We start from the raw sequence: 20,398 nt of genomic DNA on the forward strand, positions 1-20,398 counted from the left end.
TCGGCGACGCTAGCATCGAACGGTTTTCTCGTAGAGGACCGTTATGAACCGCTCCCTGTTCGCCCCCGCCACGGAAGAACGCACCGATCGCACCCGGCATCTGGGCCTCGCGCTGCTCGTGGCGCTGCTCGCAAGCGGCGCCGCTTACGTACTCGTCCATCTGCTTGCGGATCTCCCGCCTATCGGCGGGCGTTCGATCTTCCCGTACCTGCTGCTTGGCATCGCGCTTGTGATCGCGCTCGGCTTCGAGTTCGTCAACGGCTTCCATGACACCGCCAACGCGGTGGCGACCGTGATCTACACGCATTCGCTCACGCCGAACGTCGCGGTCGTCTGGTCCGGCATCTGGAATTTTCTCGGCGTGATGGCCTCGACGGGCGCGGTCGCGTTCGGCATCCTGCAACTGCTGCCCGTCGAGTTGATCCTGCAGGTCGGCCACGGCGCGGGATTCGCGATGGTGTTCGCGCTGTTGATCGCGGCAATCGCATGGAATCTCGCGACCTGGTACTTCGGGTTGCCGTCGTCGAGTTCGCACACGCTGATCGGCTCGATCATCGGCGTCGGGCTCGCGAATCAGTTGATGCGCGGCGCGTCGGGCACAAGCGGCGTCGATTGGGCGCAGGCGATGGGCGTCGGCAAATCACTGTTGTTCTCGCCGATCGTCGGCTTCCTGTGCGCGGGGCTCCTGCTCGTCGTGCTCAAGGCGCTGGTGCGCGTGCCCGCGCTCTATAGCGAGCCGAAGAACAACGAGCCGCCGCCGTTCTGGGTCCGCTGCCTATTGATCCTGACCTGCACCGGGGTATCGTTCGCACACGGTTCGAACGACGGCCAGAAAGGCATGGGGCTCATCATGCTGATTCTGATCGGCACGGTGCCCACCGCCTACGCGCTCAACAAGGCAGTCACGGCCGGCGAGTCGCAGACGTTCATCGTCGTCGCACATCAAGCGTCGGCAACGCTCGCGCGTTATGCCGGCGACGCGCCGCCGTCGGCCAATCCGCGTCGCGATGTCGAGGCCTACGTGCAGTCGCGCCACCTCAGCGGTGCCACGCTGCCGGCGGTTCGTCAGTTGTCCGATTCGCTCGCGCGAGAAGTCGGCGCGACAGGCTCGATTGCAGCGGTTCCCGGCGGAGAAGCGGACAACGTGCGCAACACAATGTACCTTGTGTCGGAAGCGCTGCGGTTGATGAAAAAGACCCAGCAGCCAGCGTTCTCGCCACAAGACGCACATGCGCTCGATAACTACCGTGCGCAACTCGATCACGCAACCAAGTTCATTCCAACCTGGGTCAAGGTTGCAGTGGCGATCGCGCTCGGCCTCGGCACGATGGTCGGCTGGCGGCGCATCGTCGTGACAGTGGGCGAAAAGATCGGCAAACAGCATTTGACTTATGGGCAAGGCGCATCCGCCGAAGTCGTCGCCATGCTGACGATCGGTGCGGCCGATGCATACGGGCTGCCGGTGTCGACTACGCATGTGCTGTCGTCGGGCGTAGCCGGCACGATGGCCGCGAACAGCTCGGGGCTGCAATGGGCTACGGTGCGCAGCCTCATTCTCGCGTGGGTACTGACGCTGCCCGCGTCGGTCGTGCTCGCAGGTGCCCTTTACTGGTGCTTTCATTCGCTTATCTGAGCGAATTACCGCGCAAGATCCGGAGCGCGCCGGCCCGCATGCACCGCTAGATTCGCTGCATCCCGATTCGATGATGCAGCGAGGAAGCGCCGATGAACCCGATAGCCGTACCGCACGCCCCCACCACCACGCGCACACACGGTCCGGCGCAAACGCCGGGCGAAGCAGCGCTCATGCAGCGCATCGAGTCGCTCGCATGGCCGGCGATCGAACAGGATCTCGATCGGGACGGCCACGCGATCATTCATGGGCTGCTCACACGCCGCGCATGCGAAGCGCTCGCCGCACTCTATGCGCGCGATGCGCTGTTCCGCAGCACCGTGACGATGGCGCGCCACAGTTTCGGGCGTGGTGAATACCGATACTTCAACTATCCGCTGCCCCGTGCGATCCACGCGCTGCGCATCGCGCTCTATGCGCATCTCGCGCCGATCGCGAATCGCTGGAATGCATCGATGCGCATCGATACCCGCTTTCCGGCCGAGCACGCCGCGTTCGTCGCACGCTGCCATGCCGCGGGGCAATTGCGCCCGACGCCGCTGATCCTTCGTTATCGCGAAGGCGACTACAACTGCCTGCATCAGGATCTGTACGGCGAGCACGTGTTTGCACTGCAAGCGACAATTCTGTTATCGCAGCCGGACGTCGATTTCACAGGTGGCGAATTCGTCATCACCGAACAACGGCCCCGCATGCAATCACGCGTCGAGGTGGTCACGCTCGCTCAAGGCGATGCGGTCATCTTTGCCGTCCGTCATCGTCCCGCGCCAAGTGCGCGCGGCCCATACCGGGCCCAATTACGGCATGGCGTAAGCCGGCTGCGCAGCGGACAGCGGCACGCACTCGGCATTCTTTTTCACGACGCATGCTGAGCCTGCCGCCTGATGAGCACGCAATGCAAATACAGATGATTGCGTATGCATCGAATGCACGCCGCCATTTGTCACAGCAATACACTCTGTTACAGACTGCACTCGGATATGTTGGGCACCACTCCGTTTCCGAATTTACTCGAAAAAGATTGCGCAAGAAGAATTCTCTATTCGGTACTCTTTGCCCCAATCAAAGTCGATAGCGCACATCACGGCCACAAGCCGCGATATCCGCTACGTCGCGCGAAATCCGCCGTCCGTGACTTGCAATCTAGGTACATCATGCGCAATTTTTTCGATCTAGTCGGGCAAGCGGCACGCCGCACTCCCAGCGCCGAGGCGCTAGTCGTCGATGACATGCGGCTCACCTATCATGCGCTCGCCGCGCAAAGCCTGTCGTTCGCCGCGCACCTGCAAAGGCTCGAGATCGCCCCCGGCGAACGGCTCGCGATCTTTCTCGACAAACGCGTCGAAGCAGTCGTCGCGATGCTCGGCGCGGCCGCCGCCGGGGCCGTGTTCGTGCCGATCAACCCGTTGCTCAAGCCCGATCAGGTCAGCCACATCCTTGCCGATTGCGGCGCGCGCTGCATCGTGACGTCGGCGGTGCGCGCGCGGATTCTCGGCGACGAGATGCTGTCGAACATTCCATACGTCATCCTGACCGATTTGCCGAAGGCCTCTGCCTCACCGTCCCGTGTCCGCTTGGCGTGGGAGCAAACGCAGGCGCACGCGCGCTCGAATAGCTACGATCCGGGTTACGCCGATACGATCGATACCGACCTCGCCGCGCTCCTCTATACGTCCGGCTCGACCGGACGCCCCAAAGGCGTGATGCTGAGCCATCGCAACCTGCTCGAAGGCGCATGGAGCGTCGCACACTACCTGCGCCATACGGCAGAAGACCGCATTCTCGGGGCGCTGCCGCTCAGCTTCGATGCGGGCTTGAGCCAACTCACAACCGCATGGGCTGCCGGCGCGACTTCGGTGCTCATCAATTATCTGATGCCGAAAGACGTCGTCGACATCTGCCAACGCGAAAAGATCACCGGCTTCGCGGGCGTGCCGCCGCTCTGGATTCAGCTCGCACGCGCGACGTGGCCCGACGAAGCGCGCACGCACCTGCGCTACTTCGCGAACACGGGCGGCCATATGCCGCAACGCGTGCTGGATGCGCTACGCAAATTGTTTCCGCAAGCTTCGCCATATCTGATGTACGGCCTGACCGAAGCATTCCGCTCAACTTATCTGGATCCCGCCGAAATCGATCGCCGTCCCGGCTCGATCGGCAAGGCTGTACCCAATGCGCGGATTCTCGTCGTGCGAAACGACGGCACGCCCTGCGCGCCGAATGAGGTTGGCGAACTCGTGCACGTCGGCGCATGCGTGACGCTCGGCTATTGGAACGATCCCGTGCGCACCGCGCAGCGCTATCGCCCGTCGCCGGAAGCAAAGCCAGGCTGCGCGACGCGTGAAACCGCGGTGTGGTCGGGCGATCTCGTGCGCCGTGACGACGACGGCTTTCTCTACTTCGTCGCCCGCAACGACATGCAAATCAAAAGCTCGGGCTACCGGATCAGCCCGGACGAAATCGAGGACGTCGCGCACGCAAGCGGCCTCGTTGCCGAAGCCGTCGCGCTCGGCGTGCCGCATGACGAACTGGGCGAAGCGATCATGCTCGTGGTCGTGCCGCTATCGGATAGCGCATGCTCGCTCGATGCGTTGCACGCGTGGTGCGCGAAACAATTGCCACCGTATATGGTGCCGCATACGATCGTTACGCGCGCGTCGCTGCCGCGCAATCCGAACGGGAAATTCGATCGCGTCGCACTCTGCGACGATGCGGCAAATCTGCTCGAAACCCTATGACGGCGAGCCGACAGGCGCCGCTCCAACACCGGCGCCGCGCCAATTCACTTGCCGGCTTCGCCACGCACCGGCCTCAGGCTGCCGCCGCACGCTCGCAATAGGCAAGCAGCCTGGCGACGACGCCCGCCACGTCATGCTCGATCGCCGGCCCGTGCATTGGCAGAACGATCTCGATATCGAGCGCCTGAAGCTTGCGCAGCGCCGCCGCGAAATACTGCGTCGACGGCAGGTAGCCGGAACGCTCGATCGACGCGACGATGCCATCGACAGGATCGTCGCTCGTTGCGGCAACCGGGCCAAAACGCATGAACAAATCCGACGACAGCAGCGCTTTGTAGCGTGGCAGATAGACGACGAGCGCATCCCACTGATGCACATGCTTGACGTAGACCGGCACGACCTCGGTGCCGGACAGCGTGACGCGCTCACCGTCCTTGAGCGGCTTAGCCCGCACGCCGAAGATGTCGGCAAGCGCATGCGTGCAGATCGGATGGCCATGCGCGGTCAGCTTCGGATTGGCGGCGGCAAATTCGGGAAGCGCTCCCATTTCGTCGACCTCGAAGTGCGGCACCACGACGTCGCTGATTTGCGCAGGCGCGACGCCGATCTGCGCCAGGCTCTCGGCAAGGCCGGGGAAATCGCCTCGCGTCCCTGTTTCGACACACAACACGCCGCCATCGGACGCTTTCACGAAGAATTGGCTGAACGCCAGTTTCAGCTTCTCGACATAGGTGGTCGCCCGGTATAAACCCGGCCGGATTTCGGTAATCGACGATGTGCTCACTGCGTGATTCCTCTGTGCTGTTCGTACTGGCGAATGGCGCGGGCCGCCTGCTCCTTGAAGCAAGCATTATAGGCAGCCATCAGCTCGGCATTATCGTAGAGGAAGGCTACATCAGTCGGCACCATGCCCCGGATCGCGATCAACGGAACGGGACATTGCAGTGGCCGAAAATCGGGGTTCCAGAGGCCCCGCTCGTCGCACTCCGGATAGAACTGGCCCAGCATCAGCCGGCGCGTGACGAAAAGCGGCTTCAATGCCCGCTGAACATTCTCGATCACGTTGGCCGCACGATCGAGCCCGACGGGAACGATCAGGCGGCAACGATAAATATCCGCCGATTCGCCGGTTCGCTCAATGTCCACCAGATGTTCTTTTATTTCCGCCTCGAATTCAGCCGCCGATCGAGCACGGCTTATCGCAAACCGAAATGCGTTTTTTCGAATGGCAGCGCGCGTGTATGGGCACACATCGCCTGAGCGGCCCACGGCGAAATTTGGCGCACATAAAAAATCCTCGATCCAGCGCGTAATTGGAACCAGTTCCGTCCATGCACGGGCTTCTTCAAACGAAAGCATGTTGAAACCGGCTGCACAATTTCCCACGACTCTGCCCCACAAACAATAAATAATCTGATTGATTACACAAATTAACGAATTTACCAATTCCGGCGACAACGGAAATCCCGCATTTACATCGCGATCGCTATGTTCTTACGATAACAGTGCAGCGTCGAATCGTTGCAAAACCGAAACGGATTCCATCAAATATTGCACATGATCCGCGTCCGGCACTGTCCGTTACCCCACCTACGCGCGGGCGCATGGTTTTATTTTTGAGATGAATCATTTCGGCTTGCGAAAAACAGCCTCTGCGGCAAACAAAAATATTTATCGCCCATTCAAACGGATGGCGTTTAATCAGCCCAAACCCTTGCAAACACGATTATGTTTGATATTATCTACAGACAATATAAATACCACCGCGCTACCCGATTATCACTGGTTACGCGCCCCAAATTCGGCACACGATATTTTCATAAATTTCGATTTCCAATAAACAGGGGCATCCAAATTGAGCAGGATTCTGCAACGCGAATATCGAACAGACGCGAGCGACGGCGCAGGTTCGTCGTCGAGAAAAAGCATCGGTCCGCCCACCCTGTCCATTGCGATACCGGAATCGCGGGACATTCGCTCGCTGACCGAAAGTTTCTCGCAAGCCGCATTACAGATAGGCTATCGGCATCATGCGATCGTCGAACTATCTGATGCGCTGCATCCCGCCTCGATCCATATCATTGCCCTACAGTATCCGTCCGCATGGATCGAGCATTACAGTCGTAACGATTATGTCAATATCGATCCGGTTCACCAGGCGGCATTCCGATACAGCACGCCATTCGCGTGGAGCGACTTGGCGACGTCGAATTCGCGTGAACAGCATGTGCTTATCGAAGCGGAAGACGCCGGTCTCGACAACGGCATCAGTATTCCGCTGCATCAACCCCACGGACGTGTGCTGCTGATCAGCCTATGCGGCACCGCGCCGACTCACGACGCTGACTCAAAATGGCGTAACGCCTATTTGCTCAGCATGCAATTTCATTTGCAATTCCAAAGCGTGCGCATGCGCAGCCCGATTCCGCCTTCGGTGCATCTAACGGATCGCGAGCAGTTATGCCTGACCTGGGTCGCGCGCGGTAAATCGTCATGGGTTATCGCAAATATGCTCGATATCTCAAAATACACGGTCGATTTCCATATCGAAAATGCGATGGCGAAGCTTAATACGCGCAGCCGTACATTCGCTGCGGTCAAGGCGACTCGCCAGGGCCTGATTTTTCCCTGAGTCTGGCCGGGCTTGCATTACCGGTTGCGCATCGGGCCGATGCGCAACCGGCGTTTCCTGCGCCACAACGGCCATTCCTTCGAACACGCCCACGCGCCATGCCCTCCATCGTCGCCGGCCGGTTTGCCGAGTTGCCGCCGCACATCCGAACCGATCTCGGCGCCTATCGCTACGACGTTTTCGTTCGCAGGCTCGGCTGGACGATCGCCGGCCACCGCAGGGGCGATCAGACCGAATGGGATCGGTTCGATGGACCGTCGACCATTCATGTCGTCGCGCTGGACGACGCGCGCAACATATGCGGCTGCGCACGCCTGCTGCCCACCACCGGGCCTTATCTGCTTCGCGACGCATTTCCGTATTTGCTCGGTCCGGCACGCGCACCGCGATCGCCCACCGTCTGGGAAATATCGCGTTTCGCTGCGTCATACCGGCCCCGTCGCTCGGCGGTGCGTGAATCGCTCGGCATGAATTTCTTCGCGTCAGTGCTTGCGGTGGCCGATTCGCTCGGCGCGGCGCAGGTGATCGGCGTGATGTCGCCATCGATCGAGCGACTGTACCGTCACTGGGGGCTCGCGCTGCAATGCCTAGGCAGTGCGACAAGCGCCACGGACGGCCGCATTCTGGCATGCGCAATCGATTTGCAGCATCGAACGCAGGACGCGTCGCCGGATATCGCGCACCATGCCAGCAGCGGCCTGCCGGCGCCTCTATGAGCGACGCAGCGTGCGCACTAAATCGATGCACCGTCGCGCCCGCCGCGGCTTGCGCCACAGCCGCACCGGCCACCGTAGCCGTCTTTCGACCGCAACGCCGGGCCGCGCAGCCGAGCTGGAGCATCGTCGGTGAACATTGCGCTCATGTCTCGCCATTCGAATCGAAACCCAATTGACATTGGTGGCAAGCACCATTGACCGGGTTTCATTTTTGCATCTATGATGCATTCGAACCATCAATCAATGTCACATTTATTGATGGTTTATTTTGAATGGATGATCGACCTAACCGGGACGTCTCACACATGTCCGAATCCTCTCGTACCGCGGGCGCTTGGCTCGCCCGGCCGCTCACACTACCGAACGGCACCACGTTCAGAAACCGTCTTGCGAAATCGGCGCTTAGCGAGGCGCTGTGCGGCCGCGACGGACGCGTGAGCCCGCAGTTGGTCGAGCTGTACCGGCGCTGGTCGGAATCCGGCGCGGCGCTGCTGGTCACCGGCAACGTGATGATCGACCGCAACGCGCTCGGCGAGCCAGGCAACCTCGTACTCGAGGACGAGCGCGATCTGCCGCGCCTGCGCGAATGGGCGGCCGCCGGCAAGTCAGGCGGCAGCGAGTTCTGGATGCAGCTCAACCATCCGGGCAAGCAGGCGCTGCGCGGGCTCAACGTGGAAACGGTCGCGCCGTCCGCAATCGGCTTCGGGCCGAAGCTCGCGCCGTACTTCCTGGTGCCGCGCCCGCTGACGCATGAAGAAATCGAAACGCTGATTCAACGCTACGCGACGGCAGCCGCGATCGCGCAAAAAGCCGGCTTCACCGGCGTTCAACTACATGGCGCGCACGGCTATCTGATCAATCAGTTTCTGTCGCCACACCACAACCAGCGCGATGACCACTGGGGCGGCAGTGCCGAGAAACGCCGCCGCTTCGTGCTGGCGGTGTACGAGGCGGTGCGCAGCCGCGTCGGCCCAAGCTTTCCGATCGGCATCAAGCTCAACTCCGCGGATTTTCAGCGCGGCGGCTTCACCGAAGAAGAATCGTTGGATACAATTCGCGCGCTCGCGCAAGCCGGCATCGATTTGATCGAAATTTCCGGTGGCACTTACGAAGAACCCGTGATGCAGCGCGGTCACCGTAGCGCGTCGACGGCCGCACGCGAAGCCTATTTTCTCGAGTTTGCCGAGAAAGTGCGCACCGAAATCCAGGTGCCGCTGATGGTCACGGGCGGATTTCGCAGTTTGGCCGGCATGGAAGCGCCGTTGCGCGACGGCGCACTTGACATGATCGGCCTCGGCCGCATTCTCGCAATCGAGCCGGATGCACCGGCGCGCCTGCTGCGCGGCGAGCAAACCCGCCATCAGATCAAACCGCTCAGCACCGGCATACGGTATTTCGACAGCCTCGGCTCGCTCGAAGTCACTTGGTACACGCGGCAACTTCATCGGCTCGGCAACGGCCGCAACCCGATTCCCAACGAGAACGCGCTGAAGTCGTTCCTGCTCGATCTGTCGTCGAAAGGCTTCGCGATTTTCAAAGCGCGGCGCCTGCGTGCTTCGTCATCCGAAGCATCTTCCGCACGCGCGCCTTCGGGGGCACCGATCATGACCAGTCAATCGCACGACGCGCATTGAGCCGCGCGAGCCGACTCTTCCTTCGGCGACGGTCATCCGCACGGCCCAGGGTGCGATGGCGGCCGTTGCCGCCGTCGCTCCGAAGCGGCGGACAACGGTCAGCGGATGCGGAGCCGCCAGTGAGCCAGTGAAAGTGCCGAAGCGGCCAATCCCGCTCATATCGTTCTCGAACTTCGTCGGCCCGTAGCGCGCATGCTTGCCCAACGCGCGGCTCCATCGCCGATTTTCCGAACCGGTACGCGGCCACCAATATCCACATGGCACGTGACGCGGCGAAAGCGCGGGCCAAACGCGACAGCCGCTCACTCCGGCGCGCTGTCACCCCCCAGATGCGCGTCCTTCAAATCCTCGAGAAATGCCTGCATGATCGGATCACGCCGGTTGTGCCGCTGCGTGACCACATGAAACGTCACGTCGTAGCGCAGCACGGCAGGATTCAGCGCCTTGAGCAATCCCTGCTTCACATAGGGCGCCGCGAAATGCTGCGGCAAATAGCCCAGATGATGGCCTGACAATATCAGTAGCGCGACTGCCTCCATGTTGTCAGCCTGCGCGGTGACTTTCGACGGCGTTGTCGACAGTTCCACTTCCGGCAGCGGATAAGTGCGCCACGCCCATTCGAAATCCGCGACGCTGGACGGGTCGATCCGCCCGGCGCGCCGGAATAGCGGATGCCCCCGCCCGCAATAAGCAACCTGCCGCTCGATGAAGAGCGGCGTGTACTCGAGCGTCGGCACGCGATGCCAGAAATAGCCAACTGCAATCTGCACGTTGCCGCTTAGCAAACGTTCTTCCAGCTCGCCGGGTGGCCTGACCGAAATCACGAAACGCACGGCCTCGTCGCGCCGCCTGAACCGCGCGATCGCATCGCTGATCCGCGCATTCTGACTAACCGGCGTGTGACCGATAAGCCCCACCGACAGCGTGCCGACGAGCGTCTTGTCCATATGCCGCGCTTCGCTGCTAAACGCGTCGACGGCCTCATAGAGCTTCTTCGCGAGCGCGTAGAAGCGCTCGCCCTTGGTCGTCAGACGAAATCCGCTTCGGCCGCGCTCGCACAGACGAAAACCGACGCGCGTCTCGAGTGTGGAGAGCTGGGTGCTGATCGTCGGCTGGCTGACGTTCAACGCCGATTGCGCGACGCTCACGCCGCCCGCATCCGCCACCGCGATGAATACCCGAATCAGACGCAGATCCAGATCCGTCAGGTTGCCGAACATATTTCCTCCGCGATGCCCGCCGGCAATACATACGAAATCATCAATGTGAACGTTGAATCATCGTCATTCAAATTCGCATTTTGGCGACGTACAACCCCACCTGCTGCACTCTTTGAATAATACGGCGCAACCAATACAGGCAAAAAAATGATCTCGGATCACGACTACCCTCAGCCGCAAAGCGGCAATGCGATGCCCCGCTTCGGCGGCATCGCGACGATGATGCGGCTGCCGCAGGCGGCCGGCGCGGCAGGGCTCGACGCGTGCTTCGTCGGCGTACCGTTCGACCTCGGCACGTCGAATCGAACGGGCGCGCGCTTCGGCCCCCGTCAGATTCGCGCCGAATCCGTGCTGTTGCGTCCATATAACATGGCAACGCGCGCCGCGCCGTTCGATTCGCTGCGCGTTGCCGACATCGGCGATGTCGCGACCAACCCGTATAACCTCGCCGATTCGATCGCGCGCATCGAAACTGCTTACGAAGCGATCGTCGCGCATGGATGCCGCCCGATCACGCTCGGCGGCGATCACACCGTCACGCTGCCGATCCTGCGCGCGCTCCACCGCCGCTACGGCCGGCTCGGCCTCATTCACGTGGACGCGCACGCGGACGTCAATGACACGATGTTCGGAGAAAAGATCGCTCACGGCACGCCGTTTCGCCGCGCAGTCGAGGAAGGATTGCTCGATGGCGAACGCGTTGTGCAGATCGGCCTGCGCGGCACCGGCTACGCCGCGGAGGATTTCGACTGGTGCAGCCAGCAGGGCTTTCGCGTCGTGCAGGCCGACGCATGCTGGAACCGCTCGCTCGCGCCGCTGATGGACGAAGTCCGCGCGCGTCTGCGCAACGGCCCGGTGTATCTGAGCTTCGACATCGACGGCATCGATCCCGCTTACGCGCCCGGCACCGGCACGCCCGAAATCGCCGGGCTGACGGTTGCGCAAGGTCTCGAGATCGTTCGCGGCGCGTGGGGCCTCGACATCGTCGGTGCCGATCTGGTCGAAGTCGCGCCGCCTTACGACCCGTTCGGCACCACTGCGCTGCTCGGCGCGAATCTCGCCTACGAAATGCTGTGCGTGCTGCCCGGCGTCAAGCGCCGAGATTGATCGAGCGCGACGCAACGCACGCGCACCACGATCCGCCCTGCCAGGTAATCGATTCAATCAGGAAACCGATTCATCATGAACGCACAGCAAACTGCGGGCGCCGGAAGCCCCGCGCAGGGACTCGGCATCGAGAGCCGGTCGATCGATTACATTCCGGAAAGCGAGCGTCACGCGAAGCTGCACAGCCAGGCGCCATTCTGGTTCCTCGGCAACTTCCACTTCTTCACGATCTCGATCGGCTTCGTCGGCCCCGGCATGGGCTTGTCCGCCGCGTGGACGGCGCTCGCGGGCACGCTCGGCATCATGTTCGGCACGATCTTCATGGCTTTTCACGGCTCGCAGGGCCCGGAGATGGGCTTGCCGCAGATGATCCAGTCGCGCGCGCAATTCGGCTATCGCGGGGTCGTGCTTGCGCTGCTCGCGACGCTGTTTGTCTTCGTCGGCTTCAATGTCGTCAACGTATCGCTGGTCATGGACGGTCTCAAGAACGTGTTCGGCCTGAGCCCGACGATCGTCGCGATCGCCGCATCCGTATTGGGCGGCTTGCTCGCGATCTACGGACACGATCTGATGCATAAGGTATTCAAGTGGGCGCTGATGGCAACGCTGCCGCTCTACGCGATCGTCACCGCCGCACTGATGGCCGGCCTCGGCACCAACGCGTCCGCTGCCGCGTCATCCGCGCCGTCGGCGCTCGGCTTCAACTGGCTCGCATTCGTCACGCAATTCGCGATCGGTGCGAGCTACAACATCTCGTATGCGCCATACGTATCGGACTACACGCGCTATCTGCCGAAGCAGACGAGCCGCGCGAAGCTGATTGCAGCGATCTTCGCCGGCGCATCGCTGTCCGGCTCGTGGATGATCGGCATCGGCGCGTGGCTCGCCGCTCGGCTCCATGCATCGGATGCGCTCGTCGCGCTGAACCAGATCGGCTCGGCAATGCTGCCCGGCTTCGGTCATGTGCTTGTCGTCGTGTCCGTCGCGGGCTTTTTGCCGATCGTCGCGCTCAATACCTACAGCGCGATGTTGACGCTGCTCACGGGTGTCGATTCGTTCCGCCCGATCGCGCCCACCCGCCGCGCGCGCGTGATCGCGATCGCGGCAACCAGCGGAGTGCTGCTCGCATGTGCGCTGCTGCTCAAAGGTAACGGCATCACGCTGCTGAACACGTTCCTCGTGCTGCTTTTGTACTTCCTCGTACCATGGACCGCGGTGAATCTCGTCGACTATTTCCTCGTGCGCAAAGGACGCTATGCGATCGCTCATTTCTTCACCCCCCACGGCATCTACGGCAGGTGGCAAGCTCGCGGGATCGCGGCCTATCTGATCGGCTTCGGTGCAATGATTCCGTTTTTCAATATCGTCGATATGGCGTCCGACCGGGAGATTTTCGTCGGCTACGTCGCGCATCGGCTGCATGGCGTTGATATTGCATGGCTCATCGGCCTGGCCGTATCCGGCGCGACCTATTACGCGCTGAGCCGCTCGCTCGATCTGCATGCCGAGCAGCGGGCGATCGCCGACGCCGCGCCGCTCACGCCGGGCGCTCAGCCACGCTGAAGCACAACACCAGGGGCATCTTCAGCTGACGCGAACCGTCTCGGTTCGTACCGACACGCCCGTCGCGCCCCGGTTGCCCGCCCGGCGCGCGAATACGCGCTGCCGCGCATTATCCCGGCTTGCCGCTCAACGCCTTCAAACCTTCGATCACGCCGAGCAGCGCGCGACCGTGCTCCTCCGAGCCGTCCCATGCATCCACGATCGCGTCGCGCAGCAATTCGTTATAGCCGGCCGCAAGGCGGCCCGCAGGCCGCCTCTGCCGCGGCTCGACGCCATAGAAATTGCATAGCTTATTGAATGACGCGCTTCTGCGCAGCCGACGCCCGTTCGACAGCCGAAGCCGCGAAACGGTAGGCTGACTGACGCCCGAAAGCCTGGCAATTTCGCTGGATGAGCGAGTGTCCGCCAATAATCGGCTCAGCAGCGCCTGAACAGAAAAAGAGGTATTGGGGGCTTCCATAGTATGCATTATACCTATACATTAACGCCTAATGAATGGCCACCGAAATCGGGTGGCCACACGCATTTCGAGAAAGCTGATGACACTGAAACATCTCCCCCCGACGTTTTGCTGGACCAAGATCGGTCATGAGTCCGGCGAAGAACTCCCAACTATCGTGCTGAGAAAGGAATGGGAGCGCCGGCTCGGAGGCGGGCGGTTTCTGTGGGGCATCGGTCAGCCGCTTGGCAACGGCGCGCAAATCGCCGCGCACCGAACGGGCTCGCTGATCGCGCTGTTTTCGCCGGCGTCGAGCAAACCGAAACCATGCCCGGCCGGCAAAAAACACGAAGGCTCGCTGCTTTGGAACGCATGGATCGACACGAACGGCCAAGTTCGCGAACTGCCGCGCCATGCGTTCATTACGAGCAGCGCGACGCTGCCCTCCGGTCAGAGCAGAGCGCATTACTATGCACTCGTGTGCTCGTCGCCGACCGAACTCAGCATCGGCACGCGCTTGCGAATCCACCCCGATCGCTTGCGCCACGTAAGTACCGGCAAAACGCTCGGCGCCGCGCAGAGCACGGCGGTCGTCGACTGCGTCGAGCGCGCGTTTGCAGGGGCTCTCGGCAAAAGTTATCCGCTCGCGCTGTCGGTCGAACTCGAAGCACCGTATTTCGTGCGGCTCGCGCAGCCGAGCCTATTGAAGGCGCGGGATCTCGCGGAGGTCATCAAGACGTCGCGCGACGGAGATTTCGAAACATTTGCCGAACAGGTCGTGCGGTTGCGTAACCGAACCGCTACCGAGCACGTGCGTGGCTTCACGCGAGATCTGTTCGATTTACCAGCGTCCGATGCTGGTATGCCCTTCAGCGCGGCAACTCACCACCACGCCAGCCATGCGTGGTGACGGCTGAACCCGCCGGTTCGTGAGGTCGGACCGCCCGCGCACGCGCTCGCGAATGACGGGCTCGACAAGAAGGGCGATATCCGCACCGCCCGCACGCCATTCGAGGCCAGCCAGCGCAACACAACGTTTCTCTGAAATGCGCGGGAATATTGAGCGTGCGTTTCACTTCGTGCAGCGCGGTGCGCAGCATGTGACGCAGGCCGTCAAATGCCCGCCGACAACCGACAATCCTCCAGGCTGATCTGCGCCCGGGATGAATTCGCGCACCGGGATCGCCAGTCGGGCAACGCATGACCGGTTGAGCGGCACCCGCCCTCTAACCAGCCACGCCCGCCTGATTCACCTCACGCGATACACGGCACGGCGTGACGAAACGCGAAGACCTGTCACGCCGCTCCATCGCGATGCGGCCCAACGATACGTCGGCAAGCAAGCCCGACGTTTGCACAATCCGGCCGCCACGCGTTGCGCCCGGCGGTTTTCCGACACGGCCGGGCCTTCCCGCTAAAATCCCGCACTTGCCCCTCTTTACCGACCCTTCCGTCATGCACCCCGCATCCCAAGCCCAACCCGCCGATCACGCCGAATCCGCCCGCGATCTGGTCTACGGTCCCGACGAGCGGCCCGCGCCAGCAATCGCCTTCGTCGCCGCGCTGCAGCACCTGCTCGCCATTCTGGTGCCGATCGTCACGCCCGGCCTGCTGATCTGCCAAGCGCTGGGCGTGGCCAGCCGCGACACCACACTGATCGTGTCGATGTCGCTCGCGATCTCCGGCATCGCCACTTTCGTCCAATGCAAACGCTTCGGCCCGCTCGGCGCCGGCCTGCTGATCGTTCAGGGCACGAGCTTCAACTTCGTCGGCCCGCTCATCGCCGGCGGCAGCCTGATGGTCAAGCAAGGCGTGCCGGTCGAAACCGTGATGGCCGCCATCTTCGGCGTGGTCATCGCCGGCTCGTTCGTCGAAATGAGCGTCTCCCGCATCCTGCCCTTCATCAAGCGCCTGATCACGCCGCTCGTCACCGGCATCGTGGTTCTGTTGATCGGCCTGACGCTCATCAAGGTCGGACTCATCAGCATGGGCGGCGGCTACAGCGCCATGGCCAAGGGCAACTTCGCCAGTGCCGAAAACCTGACTCTCTCCGGCCTGGTGCTCGGCACCATCATCGTGCTCAACCGGGTGCCCGTCGTCTGGGTGCGCAGCACCGCGCTCGTCATCGCGCTCGCGCTCGGCTATCTCGCAGCCGCCGCGATGGGGCGACTGGACTTTACCGGCGTGCGCGAAGCCGCGCTGTTCCAGATTCCGACTCCGCTGCATTTCGGACTCGGTTTCTCATGGACGCTCTTCGTGCCGATGCTGATCATCTACCTTGTCACGTCGCTCGAGGCGATCGGCGACGTCACCGCAACGAGCAAAATCTCCAGGCAACCTGTCGAAGGCCCCCTGTGGATGCAACGCATCAAGGGCGGCGTGCTCGTCAACGGCGCGAATTCGCTGCTTGCCGGTCTCTTCAATACCTTCCCCAGCTCCGTCTTCGCACAGAACAACGGCGTGATTCAACTCACCGGCATCGCCAGCCGGCACGTGGGCGTCTGGATCGCGGGCATGCTGGTGCTGCTCGGCCTGTTTCCGGTGGTCGCCGGCATCCTGCAAGCCGTACCCGAGCCCGTGCTCGGCGGCGCGGCAATGGTGATGTTCGGCGCGGTGGCCGCCTCCGGTATCAACATCCTTGCCGGCATCCGGCTGGACCGGCGCGCGCTGCTGATCATCGCCGTGTCGTTAGCACTGGGGCTGGGCGTGTCGCAGGTGCCGGAAATCCTGAACAGCCTGCCGCATGCGCTTAAAAACGTATTGGAATCGGGCGTTGCCACGGGCGGCATCTGCGCGCTCGTGATGAACTGGTTTCTGCCGGAGAAGAAATAACGTGCCGATGGCGCGGCGGTCCCTACATGGACCATCGAAAATGTTCATTCTTGGTTCTTTTTCATAGTCCAGCGCAGGCGCACAATGCAGCGCGACCAACGAAAAACCGCCGTCAATGGACATTCGACCCGCCTTCAGGACCGCCTGCGCGGACGTTTCCGCAACCGCGGCAACGTCCGCCGCCGCGCATGACGCATGTGAAACCGTCATGCTCCATTTCCGGCACGTCATCGCCGGCACCGGCAAGCCGCTGACCGCCGCGGCGGTGAACTATGCACCCGGCCATGAACGGCACCGAGCCCGCGAAGCGACCGGCCGTACTCGCCGCGGATATCAGCAATGCGACTCCGGTCACGCCGGTCAAGTCAATCCACCATCTGCAGGAGCCAATGCATGAGCATGCGTCTCGATTACAACCAGATTGCGCCGGCGGGCGCCAAAGCGCTTGGCGGCGTCTATGGCTACGTCATGCAAAGCGGGCTTTCCCCCGTTCTCGTCGAACTGGTCTATCTGCGCGTCTCGCAAATCAACAATTGTGCGTTTTGCCTCGATATGCACACGCGCGATTTGCTGAAGAAAGGCGTTACAGTCGAAAAACTTGCGCTATTGCAGGCGTGGGCTGAAGCGGGCGACCTGTTCGATGCGCGCGAGCGCGCTGCGCTCGCATGGGCTGAATCGGTCACTCGCGTGGCGCAGACGGGCGTACCCGATGCGGCATACGATTCGGCGCGCGCCGTTTTCGATGAACGGGAACTTGTGGATCTCACCATCGCAATCGGCCTGATGAACACGTATAACCGCATGGCGATCAGCTTCCGAAACACACCTCAGGCCGTGAGGGAACTATGACACGCCAATGCTCGGCTGAATGGATCGAGACGAACTATCGCGGTATGGAAAGGGGAAGCAAGCCTTCGTTGCGAACGCAACGGGAGATGCCGCAGCGTGCGTCGCGGTAGCGATTCGTTCGAGCCATGGATCGATCGCTGCGAAGCGCGCCCGGTTTTCGTCGCGAAAGCCGGGCGGCATATGCAGGTCACCATCGCGAAGTCCGTTCCCATCCACGAACGCTCGTAGTAGCCCTGATAATCGGAAATGCGCCTCATCAATGCGTCGGCCCGCGCCCAGTTGTCCAGCAAGTTTGACGCACACGGCCAGTCACCTTCGCCGGCCGCCGTATTGGGCCGCGACACGAAGCCGCGCATCGGCTTGACCGCGTCCGCGTAGCCCGAAGCATCGTCGTGGTAGCCGCGAGGATCGATGGTTTGCAAGCGCGCCGGTATGTCGCATGCGAAGGCCGAAGGGGCACTCACGAGAACCGCGATCGCGGCGAGCACGGAGGCGAACAGCATGCGGACTGGCTTCGGGAACATTCGGACCTCGACGCAAAGGCTGACGGCAAAAGAATAGCTGCATCGATACGGTGCCCGTCACGTTAGCAACGAAAACAATGCGCATTTTGCTGCGGCCTGGACGGCATCCGGCCCGTGCGCTCGCGTTGCGGGACTGCCGCGCCTGACGGCAGCTACGACGTATCGGCGCCGAGAGCAGGCTGTGCGCCGCTGGCGCTTTTGCAGCGCTTCGGGCCTCCGCTTCGTCGTGGCAGGCACGCTCGGAGCATGCTACGCACATTTGATGATCGGCACGACATGCCCAAGGCAAGGACGACGAAGTGCGGCCCTGCCAGCGCTTCAAGCGAGCGCTGGCTGTTTGGCTACTGACTGCCCGACCAGCTGATCCTGACAGCGCCGCTCCCCCCCGCCTTGTCTGAAGCGCCACCGACGGCAACCCCGGACGGCGGGTTACCGCCGGGAGTGCTTCCGTTACCGCCGTCGAAATAGGTCGTCTCCCGCACCAAGCTCCATCCCTGCGCGCCTCCACCGCCGCCGGCTCCGGAGTTGGAGTTGCTGCCGCCGCCACCGCCACCGGCTGCGGCGCCCCCCACGCCGTTGCCACCGCCGCCCCCACCGCCGCCCCCGATAGGACCATATACGCCGCCGTCTGCGCCAGTGCCGCCGTCTCCACCACCGCCGACTCCACCGTCTCCGCCCGCGCCGCCGCCATCTTGCGAAGCGCCCGCCTTGCCCCCACCGCCCCCGAACGAAGAGCCGGTGCCTGCCCCGTCACGGCCATTACCGGAGCCTTGCCCACCGTTACCGCCGGTATCGCCATCCCCGCCACCTCCACCGGCTGCGGCCGACGGAAAAGTGGGATACCCGCTCGAGCCTGCCGCACCGCCACGCAAGTTGCCCCGAATGTGGCCCTTACCCGCTCCTCCGTCGCCGCCAACGCCGCTATGGGAATAGCGGTCATAGGACAGGCCGCCTGCTCCACCGCCACCGCCGCCCCCGGCCGCAATCAGCGTGCTGGTTGCGACATCGCGACTATTACGGGTGTTGTCACCCGATCCCCCGACATGGAAAGCGAATTGGCTGCTTTCCGTGATGGAGAACACGTCCTTGAGGTACGCGCCAGCGCCACCTTGGCCACCGATCAAGTAAGGCGTGCCGGCACTCTGTCCGCCATCGCCACCCGGGCCCCACATTTCGACCGTGATCTCGACAGTTCCATCAGGAATGGGATAAGAAGATTTATCTACGACGTACTCGCCGGGCCGGTCCAAGATAATCCGGCTCAGCCGCTCGGAAAGCGGCGCCGGCGGCACGACCCAGTTTTTCCCGGAAAGATCGGTCTTCGCGATGGCCGAATCTTTTGTGCTCCACCAGCCATCCTTCGTCGGGTAAAGCGTATCCGGCCCGTTGCTCCAGTCGCTCCCGAAAAAGATTGGGAATACATCGGTGATACGCTTGGGCGGACTATCGACGGAACTGAGGTCGGCACTCAGCGTGCCGACCACGCCGTGCAAGTCCATGTCGGGTTTGGTAAACCACCAGACACCGTTGAAGAAACACATCGTATCGAAGCCGACGGTGAAATAGACGTTGGCGTTCGACAATGCCACCAATCCGGGAAAGGCCGAGGCAATTGAAATGGGAGCGGTAAGAACCGTCGTGCCATCCGCGCTGACCCGTATCGCTTGCGGATCATCCCCGTCCGTGGTGAACCACCAGCCGGCGGATTGGTTGGTATCGAAATAACAACAAGTGGCGAAGCCTCCTTCAAAAGGCGTACCTGCCAGTGCTGGCCAACGCGTCGCCACGGGCACGACCCCGCTTGCGAACCCATTGACATCGCCCCACAGTTGGACGGCGCAATCCTCGTTCGTACACCACCACTGTCCCTGGCAGCAGGCCAGCGTGGTGAGATAGTCGGTCCAGGTTACGGTCACTGCATTCTCCCATTGACTTGATTGAGTCGTGGATCAATTTCAGGATTAGAAATAAATATTCCATTGCTTTGTCAGAGGCCAACGCTGACCGCTCCACCATGTGCGCAGCGCGATCTCGTCAATGAGAGGATGTCAGCTCTAAAAATGGCAACGCTTGCATAACCCTGAGATACCCGCGAGCGAGGGTTCTCGAGCTATTACTTGATGCTATTTTTATAGGGTAAGTTGCCTCATTTCCGATCAGTGGCGCACCACTGTTCCCAGCGAGTTGATGTAACGTGCCGCGATAAATCTGCACCAAGCCCCCGAGTGTGTGATTTATCGAAAGATCCAGCATAGATACGACTGCGTGATGCGATATTGCCACTTATTTTTGTTTCAGTGACACGGCTTTAAATTGGTTGCCCAATACACATCGACAAATACTGAAATGTACATTTCCGTTGAAAATTATTTAAAATATTTCAACATGGGAAATTAAAGCAGAAAAACATCGGCCCGGCAGATCTTCTTACAATCATTGCGCTCCGAGGACTGCGCTTCCATGGTTCGACCGATGAAGCGAATCACGCTGCGCAGACTACGTATCATCGAA

At 61.8% G+C, this 20,398-nt stretch carries 17 protein-coding genes; 11 read left to right on the forward strand and 6 right to left on the reverse strand.

The features are described 5' to 3' along the window. Positions 1-43: 43 nt before the first annotated feature. The 3 genes from WS68_RS16230 (at position 44) to WS68_RS16240 (ending at position 4,371) form a co-directional block, all read left to right on the forward strand. The gene (locus tag WS68_RS16230; RefSeq protein ID WP_059571771.1) at positions 44-1,633 is read left to right on the forward strand and encodes an inorganic phosphate transporter; all 1,590 of its coding nucleotides are present in this window, start codon (positions 44-46) and stop codon (positions 1,631-1,633) included. 92 nt (positions 1,634-1,725) lie between these two features. Next, entirely contained in the window at positions 1,726-2,505 is a 780-nt protein-coding gene (locus WS68_RS16235; protein ID WP_059571772.1) for a 2OG-Fe(II) oxygenase, read from the forward strand. Between the two features lie 282 nt (positions 2,506-2,787). Continuing rightward, positions 2,788-4,371, forward strand: a complete 1,584-nt coding sequence (locus tag WS68_RS16240) for an acyl-CoA ligase (AMP-forming), exosortase A system-associated (protein WP_059571773.1) — start codon at positions 2,788-2,790, stop codon at positions 4,369-4,371. Positions 4,372-4,444: 73 nt separating this feature from the next. Here WS68_RS16240 and WS68_RS16245 read toward each other — a convergent pair whose 3' ends face one another. Next, positions 4,445-5,155, reverse strand: a complete 711-nt coding sequence (locus WS68_RS16245) for an MBL fold metallo-hydrolase (protein WP_059571774.1) — start codon at positions 5,153-5,155, stop codon at positions 4,445-4,447. Continuing rightward, a complete protein-coding gene (locus tag WS68_RS27730) occupies positions 5,152-5,730 on the reverse strand; it encodes a DUF6875 domain-containing protein (RefSeq protein WP_156429542.1) in 579 nt (192 codons plus the stop codon). Before WS68_RS27730 ends, WS68_RS16245 begins: the two co-directional genes overlap by 4 nt. Positions 5,731-6,226: 496 nt before the next feature. Here WS68_RS27730 and WS68_RS16255 point away from each other — a divergent pair, with 496 nt between their 5' ends. The 3 genes from WS68_RS16255 (at position 6,227) to WS68_RS16265 (ending at position 9,353) form a co-directional block, all read left to right on the forward strand. Then, positions 6,227-7,003 carry a LuxR family transcriptional regulator gene (locus WS68_RS16255; protein ID WP_269434551.1) on the forward strand — a complete coding sequence of 259 codons (777 nt, stop codon included), beginning with the start codon at positions 6,227-6,229 and terminating at the stop codon, positions 7,001-7,003. A 98-nt stretch (positions 7,004-7,101) separates the two neighbouring features. Continuing rightward, positions 7,102-7,719: an acyl-homoserine-lactone synthase gene (locus WS68_RS16260; protein WP_082710092.1), complete on the forward strand. Its 618-nt coding sequence runs from the start codon at positions 7,102-7,104 to the stop codon at positions 7,717-7,719. 305 nt (positions 7,720-8,024) lie between these two features. Next, on the forward strand, positions 8,025-9,353 hold the full coding sequence (locus WS68_RS16265) for an NADH:flavin oxidoreductase/NADH oxidase family protein (RefSeq protein ID WP_059571776.1): 1,329 nt from the start codon (positions 8,025-8,027) through the stop codon (positions 9,351-9,353). A gap of 302 nt (positions 9,354-9,655) precedes the next feature. On the opposite strand, the gene WS68_RS16270 is transcribed toward WS68_RS16265, so the two are convergent. After that, on the reverse strand, positions 9,656-10,573 hold the full coding sequence (locus tag WS68_RS16270) for a LysR family transcriptional regulator (RefSeq protein WP_059571777.1): 918 nt from the start codon (positions 10,571-10,573) through the stop codon (positions 9,656-9,658). 147 nt (positions 10,574-10,720) lie between these two features. Here WS68_RS16270 and speB point away from each other — a divergent pair, with 147 nt between their 5' ends. Both speB and WS68_RS16280 read left to right on the forward strand, forming a co-directional pair. Further along, the gene (gene speB, locus WS68_RS16275; protein WP_442857170.1) at positions 10,721-11,680 is read left to right on the forward strand and encodes an agmatinase; all 960 of its coding nucleotides are present in this window, start codon (positions 10,721-10,723) and stop codon (positions 11,678-11,680) included. Positions 11,681-11,755: 75 nt separating this feature from the next. After that, positions 11,756-13,243, forward strand: a complete 1,488-nt coding sequence (locus WS68_RS16280) for a purine-cytosine permease family protein (protein WP_059571778.1) — start codon at positions 11,756-11,758, stop codon at positions 13,241-13,243. A gap of 109 nt (positions 13,244-13,352) precedes the next feature. Here the strand turns inward: WS68_RS16280 and WS68_RS16285 are convergent, their stop codons facing one another. Further along, positions 13,353-13,703: a helix-turn-helix domain-containing protein gene (locus WS68_RS16285; RefSeq protein ID WP_059571779.1), complete on the reverse strand. Its 351-nt coding sequence runs from the start codon at positions 13,701-13,703 to the stop codon at positions 13,353-13,355. A 79-nt stretch (positions 13,704-13,782) separates the two neighbouring features. Between WS68_RS16285 and WS68_RS16290 the strand changes: the two genes are divergently transcribed. The 3 genes from WS68_RS16290 (at position 13,783) to WS68_RS16300 (ending at position 17,363) form a co-directional block, all read left to right on the forward strand. Next, positions 13,783-14,592: a hypothetical protein gene (locus WS68_RS16290; protein WP_059571780.1), complete on the forward strand. Its 810-nt coding sequence runs from the start codon at positions 13,783-13,785 to the stop codon at positions 14,590-14,592. 545 nt (positions 14,593-15,137) lie between these two features. Then, positions 15,138-16,514 carry a uracil-xanthine permease family protein gene (locus WS68_RS16295; RefSeq protein WP_059571781.1) on the forward strand — a complete coding sequence of 459 codons (1,377 nt, stop codon included), beginning with the start codon at positions 15,138-15,140 and terminating at the stop codon, positions 16,512-16,514. Between the two features lie 393 nt (positions 16,515-16,907). Further along, a complete protein-coding gene (locus WS68_RS16300; RefSeq protein ID WP_059571782.1) occupies positions 16,908-17,363 on the forward strand; it encodes a carboxymuconolactone decarboxylase family protein in 456 nt (151 codons plus the stop codon). On the opposite strand, the gene WS68_RS16305 is transcribed toward WS68_RS16300, so the two are convergent. Both WS68_RS16305 and WS68_RS27735 read right to left on the reverse strand, forming a co-directional pair. After that, positions 17,342-17,851, reverse strand: coding sequence for a hypothetical protein (locus WS68_RS16305; protein WP_197419625.1), 510 nt, complete (start codon positions 17,849-17,851; stop codon positions 17,342-17,344). The two genes, WS68_RS16300 and WS68_RS16305, sit on opposite strands and share 22 nt — an antisense overlap. Before the next feature lie 377 nt (positions 17,852-18,228). Then, complete coding sequence (locus WS68_RS27735; RefSeq protein ID WP_059571784.1) at positions 18,229-19,803, reverse strand: hypothetical protein; 1,575 nt, start codon at positions 19,801-19,803, stop codon at positions 18,229-18,231. Positions 19,804-20,398 lie beyond the last annotated feature (595 nt).

Source organism: Burkholderia sp. TSV86 (genome assembly GCF_001522865.1).
GTDB lineage: Bacteria > Pseudomonadota > Gammaproteobacteria > Burkholderiales > Burkholderiaceae > Burkholderia.